General features: G+C 50.6%; 13 protein-coding genes and 2 tRNA genes. 7 read left to right on the plus strand and 8 right to left on the minus strand.

Annotation, left to right across the window (positions count from 1 at the left end; translation table 11 throughout):
- The first annotated feature begins 83 nt into the window (after window positions 1-83).
- The 4 genes from IPJ88_06150 (at window position 84) to IPJ88_06165 (ending at window position 3,287) form a co-directional block, all read left to right on the plus strand.
- Window positions 84-893 (plus strand): hypothetical protein, encoded by an 810-nt coding sequence (locus IPJ88_06150; GenBank protein QQR91307.1) that lies wholly within the window; start codon window positions 84-86, stop codon window positions 891-893.
- A gap of 657 nt (window positions 894-1,550) precedes the next feature.
- Window positions 1,551-2,447 carry a hypothetical protein gene (locus tag IPJ88_06155; GenBank protein ID QQR91308.1) on the plus strand — a complete coding sequence of 299 codons (897 nt, stop codon included), beginning with the start codon at window positions 1,551-1,553 and terminating at the stop codon, window positions 2,445-2,447.
- On the plus strand, window positions 2,437-2,838 hold the full coding sequence (locus tag IPJ88_06160; protein ID QQR91309.1) for a type II secretion system protein: 402 nt from the start codon (window positions 2,437-2,439) through the stop codon (window positions 2,836-2,838). The genes IPJ88_06155 and IPJ88_06160 overlap by 11 nt, the downstream gene beginning before the upstream one ends.
- 32 nt (window positions 2,839-2,870) lie before the next feature.
- Complete coding sequence (locus IPJ88_06165) at window positions 2,871-3,287, plus strand: hypothetical protein (protein ID QQR91310.1); 417 nt, start codon at window positions 2,871-2,873, stop codon at window positions 3,285-3,287.
- Between the two features lie 173 nt (window positions 3,288-3,460).
- Here IPJ88_06165 and IPJ88_06170 read toward each other — a convergent pair whose 3' ends face one another.
- The 6 genes from IPJ88_06170 to IPJ88_06195 form a co-directional block, all read right to left on the minus strand.
- Window positions 3,461-6,571: an efflux RND transporter permease subunit gene (locus IPJ88_06170; protein QQR91311.1), complete on the minus strand. Its 3,111-nt coding sequence runs from the start codon at window positions 6,569-6,571 to the stop codon at window positions 3,461-3,463.
- Window positions 6,572-6,598: 27 nt separating this feature from the next.
- Window positions 6,599-7,831, minus strand: coding sequence for an efflux RND transporter periplasmic adaptor subunit (locus tag IPJ88_06175; protein ID QQR91312.1), 1,233 nt, complete (start codon window positions 7,829-7,831; stop codon window positions 6,599-6,601).
- Window positions 7,828-9,165 carry a TolC family protein gene (locus tag IPJ88_06180; protein ID QQR91313.1) on the minus strand — a complete coding sequence of 446 codons (1,338 nt, stop codon included), beginning with the start codon at window positions 9,163-9,165 and terminating at the stop codon, window positions 7,828-7,830. The genes IPJ88_06175 and IPJ88_06180 overlap by 4 nt, the downstream gene beginning before the upstream one ends.
- A 322-nt stretch (window positions 9,166-9,487) precedes the next feature.
- Window positions 9,488-10,270 (minus strand): alpha/beta hydrolase, encoded by a 783-nt coding sequence (locus tag IPJ88_06185; protein ID QQR91314.1) that lies wholly within the window; start codon window positions 10,268-10,270, stop codon window positions 9,488-9,490.
- A gap of 209 nt (window positions 10,271-10,479) precedes the next feature.
- A complete protein-coding gene (locus tag IPJ88_06190) occupies window positions 10,480-11,817 on the minus strand; it encodes a HAMP domain-containing histidine kinase (GenBank protein ID QQR91315.1) in 1,338 nt (445 codons plus the stop codon).
- Window positions 11,814-12,476, minus strand: coding sequence for a response regulator transcription factor (locus IPJ88_06195; protein ID QQR91316.1), 663 nt, complete (start codon window positions 12,474-12,476; stop codon window positions 11,814-11,816). Before IPJ88_06195 ends, IPJ88_06190 begins: the two co-directional genes overlap by 4 nt.
- 273 nt (window positions 12,477-12,749) lie before the next feature.
- On the opposite strand from IPJ88_06195, the gene IPJ88_06200 reads away from it, so the two are divergent.
- The gene (locus tag IPJ88_06200) at window positions 12,750-13,367 is read left to right on the plus strand and encodes a hypothetical protein (protein ID QQR91317.1); all 618 of its coding nucleotides are present in this window, start codon (window positions 12,750-12,752) and stop codon (window positions 13,365-13,367) included.
- A gap of 76 nt (window positions 13,368-13,443) precedes the next feature.
- Here the strand turns inward: IPJ88_06200 and IPJ88_06205 are convergent, their stop codons facing one another.
- Window positions 13,444-14,310 carry an ATP-sensitive inward rectifier potassium channel 10 gene (locus IPJ88_06205; GenBank protein ID QQR91318.1) on the minus strand — a complete coding sequence of 289 codons (867 nt, stop codon included), beginning with the start codon at window positions 14,308-14,310 and terminating at the stop codon, window positions 13,444-13,446.
- 160 nt (window positions 14,311-14,470) lie between these two features.
- Window positions 14,471-15,004 carry a hypothetical protein gene (locus IPJ88_06210; GenBank protein QQR91319.1) on the minus strand — a complete coding sequence of 178 codons (534 nt, stop codon included), beginning with the start codon at window positions 15,002-15,004 and terminating at the stop codon, window positions 14,471-14,473.
- A 368-nt stretch (window positions 15,005-15,372) separates the two neighbouring features.
- On the opposite strand from IPJ88_06210, the gene IPJ88_06215 reads away from it, so the two are divergent.
- Both IPJ88_06215 and IPJ88_06220 read left to right on the plus strand, forming a co-directional pair.
- Window positions 15,373-15,449: transfer RNA gene (locus IPJ88_06215), tRNA-Ile, on the plus strand.
- A gap of 10 nt (window positions 15,450-15,459) precedes the next feature.
- Window positions 15,460-15,535 (plus strand) — tRNA-Ala (locus IPJ88_06220).
- The last annotated feature ends 97 nt before the right edge of the window (window positions 15,536-15,632 follow it).

The raw sequence follows: 15,632 nt of genomic DNA on the forward strand, positions 1-15,632 counted from the left end.
AAGCTATGAAAAAAGGGACACAAGGCATTTGCAGCTTTGTGTCCCTTTTTAATGTGTGCTGTATTATGAGATAAGGGAAGACGATGGCACTATCGCGAATTGGGATTATTCTTTGCTGGAGCATATTGAGTTTGTGTTTGCCCTCTTGCTCGAGTGACAAAACAAACAACTCTGGCATCACCAACTGGAATGCTGAAGAGCTCTATTCGGAGCAAACTCAGCGCATTGTGATCGAGGTTGATTATCAAACAGGGGCAGAGCCCTATACAACTGGCGGTGCTTTTTCAGGTGACCCTTGGGACCTGTTTGAACTCAATCTAAAAGCGCTCTTCAACTACACCACATCAGAGCTTGTGGTGCCTAAAACCCTTTCGGATATGGAAGAGTTGACTGACATCACGGATGATAAGTTTACTCTAGAAGAAATTGCCGCAATCGCCCAAAAACACCAAGACACACCTAACACCGATAGCCAACGTGTCATTTACATCGTTTTCTTGGATGGTTATTCCGAGGATGACCAGGGCAATCAAGAAGAGATTTTGGGTCTATCAATTCGAAACACCAACATTGTTGCCGTTTTTAAGCCCATTATCAAAACGCGAAGCGCTCTTTACCCCGAGCTTGCGGAGCAAATTAACGTGATTCATGAAGTAGGCCATGCCGTGGGCTTAGTCAATTCGGGCATTTCGATGTCGGAGGATCATCTTGATACACAGCAGTACTCGGGCAAATCCCATTGCGATAACCGCGACTGCATCATGTATTTTGAGTTTGAGATGAATGACAACGTCGATGACCGCTTGGGAGAAATCTTGCAGCGCAATAGCCAAGTGCTTTTTGGCGATGAATGTCTCATCGATACCGAAGAAGCGGCTGGCTTTTTTAGGTAGTTTTTTTAATTTCGTGATTTGCTTAGCTGCTAGGGCAATGGGAGCAGGGCTGGACGTGCCTCCTTGCCCTTGCGGGAGAGTGTCTGGAGCGGAGTTGCAGCGAAGCGAATTCCGGGGCCCCTAGACCTACTCAAAGCCACGAATGCCTCAAAAAAAGTAAGTCTTATTCAACCGTTTCAACCGTAAAGGTATAAATTTTCGTTTAAAACGTAAAGTCCTGGACAAAACGATTTACCGTGTTATAGTATAATTACCGTAAGAAAGGCAGGCACTTGCTGTGCGTGACTCAGTCGCACCCAACATGAAAGCTAATTCTGAAGTCCTAGATGGGGGGCAATATGCCGCGTGCCCTAAAAGCGATGCTCATCGAACAGATCTGGTTTGCGACAACGCTACAACTCTTCACCTTATGGGAAATCCATTGCCGGAAGTAAACGAACAACAAGAAAGACAAACAGGGGAATCGTTGTCGATCGCGTTAGGCGACGGACCACTTCTAAGTCTTGAGCCGGTAGACGTCGATTCAGAGCATTCAAGCGACAGTGATGCTGTCGAGGATGAAGACATAAGTGGGCCTAGCCTTGGACCTTTACTTAGGACAAAAGTTAGGTTGAGAAGAATTTTCTTCGACGGTAATCCCAGCTCTAAAGAATCTTCGTGGCCTTGTTCCAAAAAAAAGATGTTGAGGAAGACGAGAGCAGCTCACTGCTCATGGAAGGACAGTCACTTGCCAGTAAACTGAAGCAGCTCCTGGAGTTTGCCGATGTTCTTTCCGGACTCTGGATAGTGGCGGAGGACAACGCGCAGATTCGGGGTGTGCTTGGAAAAGCATCAAGTCTCCTTGCAGACTTTTCTTTTGAGCAAGAAGAAATTAAAGTTGAACAAACCTTTGCAGAAGTTGCTTCATTGCTTGAGGATGCAGAGCTCAAAATCGCGCGTGTTCTAAACTGTATGCAATTGTCACAACTTACTGAAGCGTTGGATGATGGCGTGCTTGACTATCCTGAAGTGTTGCGTCTGCGTCAACTCGCCAGTGCGTCGCCGACTGTGCTTCAAACTCGTGAAACATCGGCGATGATCAATCCGATGGCGGTAACCAGTGCGAGCCTTGAGTGGCAACGCAAACAGAATCGTACGCAGGTTGGTAAGACGAAAGCTCGTCTTCCAAAGAAAACAAAGAGCAAAAAATACAGCTCGATGCGTGCCGCTCTTACCGTTGGGCTCATTCTGTCTTTGGGCTATGGGACTTATACGGCATGGCACTTTTATCAAGTCCGTAGCTCCGATTTTTCGGAGTTTAGTCCATTGGATATTTACGAAATCTCGCCACTGCTTTTATCAGGCAGCTTTGCCGGCCGTGCAAATCAACGTGATTTTGTGGGGGAACTCGACCTCCCTAAGTGGAGTGCTTTGACGGAAAAGGACAAAGAAGAGCTTTTGCTCCACATTTGGGATGAGCTTGAAGGAAACAAAGGTTTTCAATCCGTAATTCTTCTCGCCGACCACTCCATGGTTGCCCATCTAAGCAACGGGAAGGTGCGTTTTGTTCGATAAAGCACAAAAGAGAGAGCAGTCAGGTTTTACACTCATCGAAATCATGATCACCCTTGCGATACTTGGAATTTTGGCGACTACAACATCGGCCAACTTTAGTCGATTCAAAGCCAAAGCAAGACGCTCGGAACTTACCATGGGTTTTGGTTCGATTAGACGCGCGCAAGACGCCTATCACGTCGGCTATGGCCGATATGCGGCGGATTTTGACCAACTTGGTTTTGCCGTACAAGGCGGAAGCCGTCAGTCCGCAAACGCCATTAGAGGAGTTCGATATAGCTATACGATGACTCAACCTTGGGGTGATGAGTCTTATTATTGCGTAGCTTCAGGTGACATTGACGACGATGCGTTTTTAGACATTGCCGTTTTGGAGGCGGGACGACCGTAGTGCAAGGTAAATGAGAGAAAAGAGGTAGAAGTATGGATACAGGAAGTAAAAAGAAAAAAAGATCGCAGAAGTGGTTTTTGGCGGGAAATATTATCTTGTCGGTAGGACTATTCGTTGTGGTAGCGCAAGCGCAGAGCGGTTCTTCTAGCATCTATTTTTTGCTTGATGATTTAGACAACCTTGCAAGTGATCCATTCGGCGATGCAGCAGATCAAATCAACAACAACGGAAACCAAAGCTCTAGCAGCAATAGCAGCAACAGCAGTTCAAGTAGTACCGATCAAGCCAGCTCAAGCAGCAACAGCAGTTCAAGTAGTACCGATCAAGCCAGTTCGAGCAGCTCTAGCAGTAACAGCAGCTCAAGCAGTTCGACTGATCAGGCTAGCTCAAGCAGTTCGACCGACCAGGCTAGTTCAAGTAGTACCGACCAGAGTACGAGCGGTTTATAGTCTGCACCGTTGTCGTTACGGTGACGTATAAAGAGCGTATCATTAAGCAACCACGCAGGCTTTTACTGAAGGCTTGTCGTGGTTGTTTGCATTCCAAAATACTGCGCCAGTAGCCATGAGATGTCTTCTGGTTCTTGATCTGATTGTTTGTTGGCCTGATTCCTGCGCAAATGCTAGCGCTTATGAAGTTTCATTTGTTCGCTAGAAATTGACACCTTGGTGGTGAGCGGCGTTCGGCCAAAATGCAAGTACACCACTGGCATGGCTGCAAGGTTGAGCAGAGTGGAGCTTATCAGGCCACCGAGAATGACGATGGCCATGGGATGTTCGATTTCATGGCCTGCGCTGCTTCCCGCGATGATGAGAGGCAGAAGTGCTAAGGCGGTAGATAAGGCAGTCATTAAGATCGGAGCGAGACGTTCTTTTGCACCGCGAATCACAAGCTCCGGGCCGAAAGCCATGCCTTCTTCATGTTCAAGGTGATGAAAGTGACTGATCAGCAAGATGCCGTTGCGCGCAGCGATGCCAAGTACGGTGATAAAACCGACAAGACTGCCAAGGGAGACAACCCCTCCACTCAGTGCGGTGATCAAGACCCCACCGACAAGTGCGAGAGGAAGCGACGCGAAGACAAGCAGGCTAAGCCGCAAGGAGCGAAAATCGGCAAGCAGGACGATGAAAATACCAAGCAAAGCCATGGTCCCCACAACGAGCAGACGCCTTTGAGCACTGCTTCGTGCTTGATACTCACCCAAAATCTCAGCGTGATGTCCTTTTGGCATCGGGAAAGCTTTAGTTACTCGGCTGACCTCACGTGAAATGCCTCCAAGATCTGCGTCTTCATCAAGCTGCAGCGTGACGTCAATCTTTCGTGAACCTGACTCATGAACAATGGTATTGGGCATCGATCCGACCTGCACGCTTGCCACATCGCCGAGTCGCATCGAACGCTGCTCATCAATGCTTATGAGCATGTTGCGAACTGCGTTTATGTCTTCGCGAGCTCGAGGACTGCTCCAGATCACGATATCGATGGGTTGTTGGCCACGAACAATTTGACCGACCTTTTCGCCTTGCACCACAAGCGAAGCACGCCGCAAGACAAGTCCCGGATCGATACCAAGCGCATTGCAGGCCTCGAGATTTGGCACAATCTCAATTTCAGGAACGCTGAGTTGGGCATCGGCGCTGGCATGGCTCACGCCTTTGATTGCCCCGAGTTTTGTGCTGAGATCGGCGCCCATGCTGCGAAGCTTTTCAAGATCGGAGCCAAAGAGTCGGATCACAATCGCTCCGGAGCCACCGCTTAGCACTTCGCGCATGCGTTCTTGCAAATAGGTTTGCACATCGCGATAGATGCCAGGGTAGCCATCAACGACGTTGCGCACGGCCGTAAGGGTCTTGTCAAGATCAGCATTTGGATCGACACTTATCCACAGTTCGGCAAAATTGGGGCCAACAACTTCGTCGGCCACTTCGGCGCGACCAATATGCGCACCAAAATTACGCACGCCTGGTACGCTAAGGAGTTCATCGCGCACGCGTGTGGCGCTGCGGTGCATGGTTTCAAGGGAGCTACCGGGTTTGCCGATCCAATGCATCAGAAAATCATTTTCGGCGAAATGCGGAAGAAACGATTCAGAGAAACTTGCAAACGAAGCTAGACACAGCACAACGGCAAAAAGTGCACCGCCCATCGCTAGACGTGGCCGGTTGATAATCTTTTGCAGGAATCGACCGTATGCCGGTCCGATGAGGTGCATCAGCGGTGCTTGTCGCTCTTCGTTGACATGGTTCGGCAACAACAAAAGCGCAAGTACGGGCGTTATGGTGAGAGCGACAATCATGGAGGCAAGCACGGCCAGCGCATAAGCAAGAGCAAGCGGACGGAAAAACTCGCCGGCGACCCCCGGCAATGCCAGTACGGGAATGAAGACGAGCAAGACGATCAAGGTTGCATACACAACAGCGCTTCGTACTTCGAGTGAAGCATTTAGAACGATTTTTATGGTTTCAGCAAATGACCTCTGTGTTTGTGCTTGGCGCAGGCGCCGATGGATGTTTTCAACATCGATGATCGCATCATCGACCACCTCTCCGAGCGCAATAATAAGGCCGGCGATCACCATGGTATCCAAAGTGTGACCGCTTAGTGTCAGCACCGTAGCGGCTGCAAGAAGTGACAGCGGAATCGCAAGCACGCTAATCAAGGCGGTGCGCACATCCCAGAGAAAGAAGAAAAGAATTAGCACCACCAGCACACTGCCGATGATCATGGCTTCGCGGAGATTGGATAGCGCGCGCTCGATGAAACCTGCAGGTCTGAAAATAGTGGCATCGAAAGTTACGCCGGGCAGAGCCGGCTTGAGTTCACGAAGCGCAGCATCAATGCCGTAGGTCACTTCAAGGGTGTTGCCACCAATTTGTTTTTCTACGATGAGCAGCAGGCCCGAGCCTTTTGTGACGACAGCATCACCAATAGCGGATGCGTGGTCTTCGATCACTTCGGCCACATCGCCGATGGCCACAGAACGCATGCTACTTGGCGCAACTGGAACAGCGGCAAGATCCTTGATGTCCTTGATGTAGGGCGGATGAAGCACGGCTAAGCGTTGATTGGGACCATCGACAAAACCACCTGCCGAAGGGCTCGTCGCAGAACGAGCTGCTTCAACCACACGATCGACACTAATTCCTTCGGCTTGAAGTTGTTCCGGATCGATTTGCACTTGAAGTTGGCGATTTTGCTCGCCCCAGATGGCCACGTTGGCCACATCGGGCACGCGCATAAGGCGAGGCCTTACCGTCCAACGCACCAAATCAGTCAATTCCATTTGGGATAAAGAATCCGAGTAGACCGCAATTTTTAGGGCCCGACTTGTGGAAGATAGCGGCGAAAGAACCACAGGTGTTTTCGCCACCGTGGGAAGTTTAGCGCGCGCAATGCGTTCTCCGACTAGCATGCGAGTTGCCATGAGATCGGCATCGCGTTCAAGGAGAAGCAATACCGAGGATAGACCCAACACCGATTTTGAGCGCATGCTGCTCATGCCAGGCGTGCCAGCTAGAACGCTTTCAAGTTCTGTTGTAATGCGAGCTTCAACTTGTTCCGTCGATAGACCTGGCGCTTCGGTTTGGATTTCTATCCGAGGTGGAGCAAACTCAGGAAAGGCATCGAGCGGCGCATTCGAAGCAACACGCACACCAAGCACGATGCACACTGAAGCCAAAGCAAGCACAACAAAACGCTGGCGCAAACAAAGGGCTACAAGCGAACGTAACATCAGAGTGGTCTTTCGGTTTGAGTCATTTTAGTGCCCCGGTGGAAATTCTGAACCGTAGAGTTCGTTTACGCCGATGGATGCCACGCAACTGCCTTCCTTCGGGCCACGTCCAAGCACCGCGAACTCTGTTGATTTGCGTTTTACTTCGACATGGGTGCGCCGATAACGATGCGGGCCGTCACACATATAAAGCCAAGACAGACCGTTGGCATCGTAGATGATCGAACTGAAAGGAACGGCAAGTTCACTGTCGCTATGCGTAAAACGTAAACTTACCATGACGCGCTCACCCGGTCTGAACACGGTAGAGCTCGGCGCAAGAGCGTAGTAGCGATCGACGGTGCCAACCAGTGGATTTGAGCTTGGCGGTCCCGCGATGACTTTCGCTTGTGAACTTTGTTGACCTCCCGGCACACCAAAAGCTGAGACTCGAGCGGATGCCATTGGATCGATGCGATGCAAATCAGCAGAATAGACCGGCACGCGCACCCAAAACGCATCCACAGCCACTACTTCGAGCAAAGGCGTACCCGCCGTTACGGCTTGCGAAGGTGCGACCGACACGTTGCCTACGATGCCGTCCGATGGCGCTCGCACGGTCATGGCCACATCCGAAAGAAGAGGGCTCGAGCGTGTTGTTTGTGCACGCGTGTGGGCTGCATCGAGATCGGCTTTGGCCACATCGCGAGCTGCGGTTGCTTCTTCAAGGGCGCGCTGGGCAGCTGCGCGTTCCGTGACAAGGGTTTGTGTGCGATTAAGTCGTGATTCAGCAGCGCTAAGCTGAGCTTGGGCAGCTTGTACTTCGCGGTCCACTCCAGCACGCAAGTCACGAGCAACTGGTGCAAAAGGGACCAGCCGCAAAAGCACATCACCGCGCGAAACTTTCATCCCCGGGACGATTTCTTTCGCGGTTTTTACCATGCCTGCGATGGGTGCGGTGACTGAAAGCACTTTGCCCGGCGGCACCATCACTTCGCCACCAAAGCGATGCTCCTCAGGGAGCAACTGTCTTTGCACCCTAGCTGTTTTGATGCCAAGTCGTTTTGCAGCAGCTGCGCTGAGCTCGACGCGAGGCAGATCCGCTTCGGCGATGGGGTTCTTTACAGTTGCTGGTTCGTTGTGTGTTTTAGGAGAAGTCGCTTTGCTACATGCACCGAGCATCAATATAAAAATGCAGGTTACAAAAATTTCCGCGGCGCTGCGGCCTGCATGAACATGCATAGTGAATAATCGCTGAGAAAAAAATAGTGTTTTTATCATGATGTACTCGTTTCTTTGGCCATGCTTGCTGCAGCCTTGTTGCTTTTTAGTCGGGCACCGACGGTGCGTTCGAGTTCGGCGTGGGCTCGCCGAGCTTCTGCCACCAGCTCCACCTCGCGAATGCGTGCCTCGCCCAAACGTCTCAGAGCATCGAGAACCACGAGGTAAGGTTGATCGCCAAGCTCATAGCTAAGTTTTGCCGCGTGAAGGTTTTGCTCGAGCGCCGGCAGTACTTCAACGCGATAACGCTCAAGCGAAGCAAGTGCTTGCTTCAAAGCCGAGTTTGATACGATGACTTCGCTGATGACACGTTGACGCGCGGCGATATACTCGTGTCGGGCTTGTTCAATGCCTGCATCAGCGCGTTCTCTGCCACCTTGGTTTTGGTTAAAGATCGGAAGCATGAGATTTGCGCCGATGCGAGTACCCACCTTGTTGTTTTGTGCGTTCCATTGACCGTCGATTTGTGCCGATATGGAAACAATGCGGGCTCGCTCGATGCCCGCGCGGGCCGCAGCTGCTTCAATATTGAGTTTTGCCGCGAGCAGGTCGGGACGAGCCTTTCGTGCAATGGCTAACAAGTCTTCTAGCGGTGGGGCGGATTTGGGAAGCGAACTGCCGAAGTGCATTTTCAAAGAAACACGATCGGGATCGAAACCAAGGATGGTTGCGAGGCGTGCTGCGCTTATTGCAATATCACGCTTGGCTACTGCCGCCGTATCTTCGGCAATGGCTGCTTCGGCATGCGCTGATAAGGGATCGGCAGGGCTTACATCACCGGCCGCTGCCCGTAGCTCAACAATCCGCGCAATGTCTGCTGCAGTACTAGCAAGCTCTTGGCGAATCGTTAGACGCTTTTCAGCGAGCATACGCTCGATGTGCGCAAGACGTGCATCGCGTGCTAGATCGAGGCCACTCTGCAGCAGCGCTTCGGCCACGCGTTCAATCTCGCGGCTCGCAGCTTCTGTTCGTGAAGGCATTTGAATCAACGAATCAAGAGGCGCAGCAAGCGTTGCCCAACCTGCAATCACCCCAACCGGACCGAGAATTCCAAAGCGAGGATTATCGATGCGTGATGCGTCCTCAAGATCACCGTGGGCGATGCCAAGTTTTTCAAGTTCAGCGCGATAGCGAGGGCTCCGATACAAAGCGATGGCAACAGCTTCGTTTTCGTCGAGACCATCGCTAAGCTGAACACCTTTTGGAATACGGTAGCCCGCGTCACGTTTTGCTATGCTAAAGCCGGTGCGCTTGCTGAGTGAACGCGAAACCCAAGCTCTGTTCCGGTTTGTCGAGGCGCATGAGGGAAGAGCAGATGACACGATTAGTGCCACACAAACAATAGAGCGAAAAGAAATAACCACTTTCTAAGGATAGCGCCGCTATCTTAACCACAGCTTAACCAGACGGTTGGGGGGGCAAGGTAAGGCAGTGTGAGCTCAAAGCGTGCCCCGATTGCGCCATGAACAAAGGCTACAGGGCTTGATCCGGTAACGGTGATGTTTTTCCAAAGGCTGGCTATGGCCAGAACATTGGTTTTCTTTTGAAGTTTGCGTCCCGTCCGCTTCGGAACTCGTTGCGCTAGTGCTTTGTCTAAAACTTCATCGCACTGAGCAACTCTGCCAAACGCAAATCCTTATTCGGAACCCTTGGGCTTCAAAGCACGCTCCCTCGGAGCCAGGCAATAAGTTGATCAGGCCAAGCTTTAAGTGAACCGGATAGGGCCCTCATCGCAAAGCCATGTCCACCGTGATCGTACAAATGCATTTCAGCGGGAACCGAAGCCATCAACAGTTGCTGATACAACGCCATACTGTGTCCAACAGGCACTTTTTCATCATCCAGTGCATGAACGATGAAAGTGGGTGGGGTATTCGAATTGATATGCTTTTCCGGAGAGTTCTGTTCTAGCACATCACGCGAAAACTCCGGACCAAACAACTGCCGATTCGCTCTACGAATTGCTTCTGTATCTTGGCGAAAAGGAGCAGCAAAGGGATAGACCAGTATCTGAAATTGAGGTCGGTACTTGAGGTCTTTTTGATTAGAGAGTTTGGAAGCAAGGTAGCCCCCTGCGCTAAACCCCATCACACCAATTTTTTCTGCATCCAAGCCCCAACTTGTCGCACGTTCATACACAAGCTCAAGAGCACGCTTTACGTCACCAGATGAAATCTCCGGCAAAAAAATTTTATCATCTCGCTGAGGCATGCGGTATTCAAGAACCGCAGACGCGATGTCGTATTTTAAAAGCCAACGCGCAATGTGATGCCCTTCCTTGTCGATAGCTACATGCTGAAAGCCCCCACCGGGTAGAATTAAAATACAGGGCCAATGATGACCCACTCCAGGAACATATGCTGTTATCGCTGGTTTGCTAACAAAGAAAATACGTCGATCGCTTTTATCTCCATTTCGAAGTTCGACATATTCCTTCATGGTTGAAGGCTCTTGTGCGAGCTCTTCTTTTAGCCAGAGCTCATGGCGACTTGGTGTTATTTGCTTCTGCTTAGCTTTGTATCTAGCGTGCTGTACTTTCGCTCCGGAACAAGCCATTAGGCAACAACCACAAAGCACGCTAGACAGAATTAGCATTTGCTTAAGTTTCACGTCTTTTATATAACTATATTCACTACGAAAAACAATCACTAAGGTTGGGCGGCACGGTAAGGAAGTGTGAGCTGGAATCGTGCACCGATTGCTCCATCAACAAAGGCCACAGATCCTTGATGGGCTTTTGCGACATGGGCAACAAGGGCAAGACCTATGCCTTGCCCACGGTGGGCATTGCCGCGCGCTTCGGGAGTTCGATAAAAGGTTCGAAAAACGTCTTTACGGGCCTCAGCAGAAATGCCCGCTCCTTCATCATCGATTTGAATCACCACCGTCGAATCTTGCACAAGATAGCGCATATGAATGGTGCCTTGGGGAGCGTAGGCCCGGGCGTTTTCGAGTACATTGACGAGGAGTGAAATAAGCAGCGAACGATCTCCACGAATCTTAATGTCCTGATCGGTGTTTGAGTCTTTTTCGTCGATGATGATCGGTGTTGCGGTGTTGTGGGCCATGGCTAAACGAGCATCTTCGAGGAGTTCGTCTACTTGTATATCTTCTGCGCTCTGTAGTTCTTCGCTAGACGATGCGAGGATAAGCAATTGCTCCACAAGTTTTGCAAGTCGAGATGCGGTGATGTGTACGCGATCGACTCCCTCCCGTATAGGGCCTTGCGTCGGTACTTGTTCTTGCAGAAGTTCAAGTTCGCCGAGAATGCTCGTAAGAGGAGTACGTAGTTCGTGTGCGGCATCGCCGGCAAAACGTCGCGATTGATCAAGCGCTGAAAAAAGCCGCATCGCGAGTGAGGTAATCGCTCCGCGCAAGGCATCGATTTCCGCGATATTGTCAGCCGATCCAAGATCAATGCTGGCGCCAGCGTTGGGTGAGACCTGCGCTACTGCGTGTTCGAGTCGCACGATGGGCTCGACAGCCCAGCGCGCGATGCGTCTTGATAAAAGCAGCCCGAGCACGGACACCAGGAAAACAGCTAAAAGCCCTGCGAGTAAAAAGGAGAAGCGATCATTGATCGGTGCCCGAGGCGCAGCGGCTACGGCGATGGTGCCCGTGGTTGAGGCAGCGCCGCACGCTCTTATATTTTGAAAGTTAGTGCACTCTGTATGTGATACCGAAGGCAGATCGGTGTCACCGCTACGAAACTCACCGTGCTCAAACACGGCGACGCGAATACCGGCCGCTTGTTGTTCTTTCGTTTCGTCAGCCACAATTTCGTCAATGGGGTGTTTCGCTTCGGAAAGCTCAAGGGCGAATATTTTCGCCGCAGCGTAAAGGCGTGTATCTTCGTGAGCACGTAGTAAATGATCGGCAACCAAAGCCGTCGTCAATGCGGCAAAAGCGCTTCCGAGAACAACAATCACCGCAATCAGCAGGGCAATGCGGCGCTCAAAGCCAGGTTTTCTTTCAGCCTTGCTCATGGTTCATTTGTTCCGATGGCATAACCTTCACCACGCAACGTGCGTATCACTTGGGACCCAAGCTTGCGCCGGATGCGCGCGATAAGGACCTCGAGAGATGAGCGCGCTGAGTCTGTCGCCTCGCCCCACACCATTTCCAAAAGGTCGACGTGCGGCACGACATGTTTTTTCTGAGCAAGGGCTTCGATAATAGCCCATTCACGAGCAGTGAGCGTTACTTCCTGCTTTGATTTCAGGGCACACCGTGCACTAAGATCAATCGTAAGATCATCAAGCACGATGCGTGTGGCAGCAAACGACGTTGCTCTCCGTCCAAGTGCGCGCACACGTGCACGAAGTTCGGCCACCGCGAAAGGTTTGCCAAGAAAATCATCCCCGCCCGACTCAAAACCCTCAATGCGGTGCGCAACTTCTGAGCGAGCCGTTAAGAATAAAATCGGCGTTCGATTGCCACGTTCCCGTAGCTCCCGGCATAGCTCAAAGCCGTTTCCATCGGGCAAACCCAAATCAAGCACGATCACATCGGGCTTGTGTTGCAAAAGCATCTGGCGCGCAGCCGCCACGGAGCCTGCGCTGTTCACCGCATGCCCATCGCCAGCAAGCGCACGCAAAAGCAAGCTTTGAAGCTCAGGGTCATCATCGATCACAAGAAGTTGCACTCTAGAGGTATAGGCCAATGAGCCCTGTCAATTCCATTTAAGGAGTCGTTGAGAGCTTCCTGGGGACCAAAAGCAGCGTAGGAATCGTTCCGTTCCAAAAAGTCGCAAGACTTTATAAAATCATCGTAAAATCAATAGTTTATGGATATTGTTTCGATTAACTATTGACCCTTAGCCTTCGCTTCTCTATAGACTGAATATCTGTTCAGTATTTACTGTTTGGTCTCCATTGGCGGCAAAGCCATGCGAGCCAAACCAAGAAAGAGAGAAGCGATGGGGCACTGCATCTGTGTGTATGTTGCAAAGACTACTTTATCTGAAAAAAGCGAAACTATGCAAAGCGTGCTTCGGCATTGTTTTCGTGGGGAACTTTCAGCGTTGTGTCGCAAACACGATGCTTTGCTGGAATCCATTGCCTTTGATGAAGATTCGTATTGGCTTCATTTTAGAAGCTGCCCCTTTAACATCGACACTTGTTTGAGCGAGCTGAGCGAATTAGCTCGACACTACAGTTGGCGATGCCATCTTGTCTCGGCGCGCAGCCCGTTGTTTTGCTACGCTGTGGCTCGATGTTGTTCTCCGTCTGCGTTGCATTTTACTGAACATGTCTATGAAATCGCAGTGTTTGAAAACTTGCATATCTGCTGTTTGCCACTCAGTGCTGCGATGCGAAATCGCCTTGGGGCGCAAGGGATTCATTCCCTTAGCGCTTGCGCACGCGCGATCAAACAAGGAAAGCTAAATGCCCATACGGTAGAAGAACACTATTTGCTTGATGCGGTCAGGGACAGTTTTGATGCGATTTACGGACTTGATGATTCTCCGGGCATTGGCGATGTGAGTCAGAGTGTTTTAGAGCTCAAACGTGCAGAAAAAACCTACGCGCGCTGATAAGAACGCAGCCACTGTGCAATGCTCCAATAGAGGTCAGGGGGCTCGTGAAATAGACGGGACTGCTTAAAACAATCTACGGTTCAACGTCGTGAAGAACGGCAAAATTAATACGGCGGATTTGGCCGTCACGTTCGATCATGTCTTTGAAGCGTCCACCAAACAGGATATCCGAGGGGGCATAGGAATTTCGGACGTGTACCGGTTGGTTGTAGCTTTCATCGATTCCTGAAAGGCTCGCAATGATTTCGATCTGTGCCTCTTCGAGAGCTTCGGAATCTAGCAACTCGTACAGTGGGCTTTGCTCATCAATGACATGAATCGCTGTCCAAGAAAGGGCAAACACCGGTGTCCATTCCCGTACAAGAGGCATATCGTAAAAACGGCGCAGTAGCTCGCCCTCTTGACTGACTTCATCCCTCAATAGGGTCATTCGAAGTTTCGCTTCCACAATGTAGCTATTTCGTTCGTTTGCCATGCGGAACATGAGCACACGCTGTGCATTGCGTGTTGCTACGATGGCGTTGCGAGAAAACGCTACTCGGGCGCTCGGATGTGAGAACTTTGCGAAAGTTAGTCCCGTCACCAAGGCAACACTTAGCATGCCAATAAAGGCCTGAACGGTGACCAAGATGTGAGCATATAAACTAGCTGGCGCCATCGATCCGTAGCCGATGGTCGACATCGTTTGTACGCTGAAGAAAAAAGCATCGGTAAAACTACCTTCGCGGGCGCCAACGATGGAGGCTTCCCTAAGAAGATAGAGACTGGCAAAAACGCTATTGGCCAAAAGGTGAAAAGAAACCAGACCCGTAATGAGCCAGCGCCACTTCAATCGCAGAAGGCGCAAGTACAGGTCCCTTAACGGTCGTCGGCTTGTCCCGACTCTGCGTACAACAACGCGCCCACTTCGATCGATGGAGCGAAAGGCTGATTTTGCCATCGCACAGCCCTACCATAAACAACGACGGCTTGTAATCCGCAAAACAGTCTCAAAAATCCGAAGTAAAAGGATTTGATTTGTTTTCTAACACCTTGTTGCAAACACGGACGCTAAATCGTGTGAACGTGGGTTGTGCTGCACGAATGGATTCCGTCCGAATCTATTTTGTTTCCTCGTCCGCGAAATCAACGCGGCCAGAGCGTTTTTCGCGCTCGCCCAGTGTTTCAAACTGGATTTTGCCCACTTCGGCACGACGGATGGTAATGACTACTTCGTATTTTTTACCTGGTTCAAACATGGGTTTGCGTAGCTTGAGTTTTTGCAAATAGGTGCGTTGCTTACGGTCGCTAATCATGGTGGCCATGTCATCCACAAAACGCCGCCCGCCGCCCGAGACATCGAAGAAAAGCGCATGGTATTCAAGTTCATTGGGCGGTGCGTTGAATGCGACGACCATGTCGCCGATCCATTTGCGTTTGGGTAAAGGTTTATCGCTTTGCTCTTTCATCCGTTTGGCTTGATGTCCTTGAGCAAAAGCAATGAGCTTTCGTTCGTTGAGGTCTTTCGGTATTTTACTTTGGGTAATGAAAACCTTTGCGTGAAGACGTTTGGCTGCGTTCGCTTCTGAATGAGACAAAGTGCAGAGCAAAACAGCTATTAAAGTAAATTGAATGAAGCGAGCCATATGTTTCATGCCTTAAAGTCTAGCAGTCTGTTTTTCCTTTAGCGACCAGACAAAAGCCCACATGAAAGAGATTTAACCACCTTTTGCTGCTGAAGAGGTCTCAATAGCTGAGCTGATTTAAACGGAATGCTTGGGGTGACGATCGCGCAACCGTGGGTTTGATGAATCAGCTTTTTAGGGCGTTTTTGCTGGTCTGAAATAAATCAGTTCAAAAAGCTTTTTGAGCGCCCCATTTCTCTTGACATGTTTGTCGTTCCTGGTACAGATCGCGCTCCTTGCGCCGGGAAGTGTTCTGGTGCGGTTCTTTGACAGAACATGAAGATTCCTCTCCTTGGTGCCAAGTTTTGCGCTTTGTATTGAGGAGAAATCGAGGGGTAGGGCCAATAGCTCAGGTGGTTAGAGCGCACCCCTGATAAGGGTGAGGTCGCTAGTTCAAGTCTAGCTTGGCCCACCACTATTATTAAGGGGCTGTAGCTCAGCTGGGAGAGCGCCGGCTTTGCAAGCCGGAAGTCAAGGGTTCGATCCCCTTCAGCTCCACCAGGCAGCTAACACAGTATAACTTTGTGTTACTGCTGTATGACTATCCTCGGTGGATAAATAAAATGAAAAAAGGAATCTTTTGGTGTTTCGTTGGTGA

Source organism: Myxococcales bacterium, from assembly GCA_016699535.1.
Lineage (GTDB): Bacteria > Myxococcota_A > Polyangia > Polyangiales.